The 1,991-nt window shown below is 62.9% G+C and carries 2 protein-coding genes; both read right to left on the minus strand.

All coding sequences use genetic code 11. The features are described 5' to 3' along the window. Window positions 1-732: flavin reductase family protein (locus EOA22_RS31750; protein WP_164756114.1), on the minus strand; the 732-nt coding region annotated here is incomplete at its 3' end. 191 nt (window positions 733-923) lie between these two features. Continuing rightward, window positions 924-1,991, minus strand: a 1,068-nt coding sequence (locus EOA22_RS31755; RefSeq protein ID WP_164756115.1) for a helix-turn-helix domain-containing protein, incomplete at its 5' end; no start/stop codon positions are given.

The raw sequence follows: 1,991 nt of genomic DNA on the forward strand, positions 1-1,991 counted from the left end.
GATGAGGTAGCCGGGATCGCTGTCGGCGACATCGAAGACGGAATAAAGAAACGTCTCATCCGGAAGCAGCGTCAGTGCGTCGCCGCCTTCGAGCTTGAGTTCGTTTTCCGCCTTGCGGCTCTTGGCGCTGGGCAGCACCCAGCCGCCCTTGCCGTTGGCGCGCAACAGGATGTTGCCTTCGGCTTCGATCAAATAGCCGACGATCATCGAGTGGGAAGCAAGCCAGCCCGGTGGCAGTGGATCCTTCACCGAGGCATAGCGTCCGCGGCAAAAGCCGAGCGGTGCCGACGGACTGGTGCCAAACGCCTGCACGGCGCCGATGAGAACGACATGGTCGCCGGCATCGACGCGGTTGTGCACGGTGCAGTCGAACCAGGTCAGGCATTCGTTGAGGATCGGCGCCCCGGTGTGGACACGGTCATGGCTGATCGAGCCGAACTTGTCGTGCGCCTTCGAGGCGAAGACCGCCGAGACGTCAGTCTGCCCCTCATGCAAAAGGTTGACCGCGAAGGAGTCGGACGCGTTGAACGCGGCATAGCTGGCAGCGGCCTTGCCGACGCAAACCAGAAGCAGCGGCGGATCAAGCGAGACCGACGTGAAGGAGTTGGCCGTCATGCCGCGCGGCGTGCCATCGGCGTCGCGGGTGGTGATGACTGTGACGCCGGTCACGAAGGTTCCGAATGCCCTTCTCAGTGCAATCGGATCGATCGTTGGCTGTGGGGTCGTCAGCATCTGGCCTCGTGTTCCCTCTTCGTATTGCGCGAGACGTTAGCCGCTGACCTGCAGCCGTTCTTCCTCCTGTTGATAGGAACAGCAAGCAGAGAGGCTGCTGTGTTTGCGAGCAAGGATCGCGGACAACAACGCAAGCAGCAGGGAAGAGTCCCGGGCTGGAAACAGTCCGCACGGCGGAGGCTGGAACGATGCTATCTTTCGACCGAAGCGCGGTTGTCGATGACCTCGCGCAAGCGGATGGCGAGCTCGAAAGCAAAGCGCCGCTCAGGGGTATCGAGATCGACACCGAACAGCTCCTGGATGCGCGCCAGCCGGTACCGCAAGGTGGTCACGTGCAGCCCCATCGCATCAGCGCAGGCCTGGCTGCGGCAGCCTTCGCGCAGATACGAGAACAACGTCTCCATATAGGGGGTGCCGTGCTGGCGATCGTGATCGGCGATGGCGCCGACACTGTCCTGCACGAAGCTCCGCACATCCTCCACCTCGGCGGCCGCGATCAGCATCGGCAGCGGGCCGAAATCCTGGCTGGCAAAGACGCCGGTCCGGCCGAACGAGCGTCCGATGCGGATCATGCGCCGGCAGCGATCCCATGCCGGGGGATAGTCCGCAAGTTTGGTGCAGAGACCGGAAAGAACGACGAAAGGTTCCTGGCCGAATTGGCGCCCCAGTTCCTCGGCAACCTTGCGCAGCAGCTTGGCGACACGGTCCCTGTCTTCGCCCAGCTCAGCCGGGATCAGGCAGACGAGGCCATTGTCGACGACGATGATGTCAGCCGCGACCGAGTTCTGCTGCAGCAACCGGATCACCGCATGATGCGGATCGACCAGACGTCCGGCGCTGCTTTGGGCGGCTTCAGGCAGGTCGATGAGGATCATCTGCTTTGGTGATGCCAGCCCTACGCCAAGCCGCTGCGCCCGCTGCATTACATCTGCGGGGTCGTGCCAGCGATGCTCGACCACCTCCATGAACAACTCCGTCAGCGTGCGTGTCTCGAATCGGAAGCGGATGAAGCTGCGCATCATCTGGACGCTGAGCGCGAATTTGGCGCTGTCGAGCAGAAGCAGGTCGAGCTGGCTGAAGGGCTCCTGCATGGTGAAGATGACCATTGCCCCGACAGCCTCGGCATCAACGCTCAACGGTTCGATCTTCGCGGTGAGACGCAGACGGCGCGTGCCGTCGTCGAGGAAGAACGTATGAGCCTCGCTGTGCGGCTGATCCACCGCCGACCGCGCGACCTTCATGATCTGCCGGTGCAGGCT

Origin of the sequence: Mesorhizobium sp. M7A.F.Ca.US.014.04.1.1 (assembly GCF_003998745.1) — a bacterium.
In the GTDB taxonomy this organism is placed as follows: Bacteria; Pseudomonadota; Alphaproteobacteria; order Rhizobiales; family Rhizobiaceae; genus Mesorhizobium; species Mesorhizobium ciceri.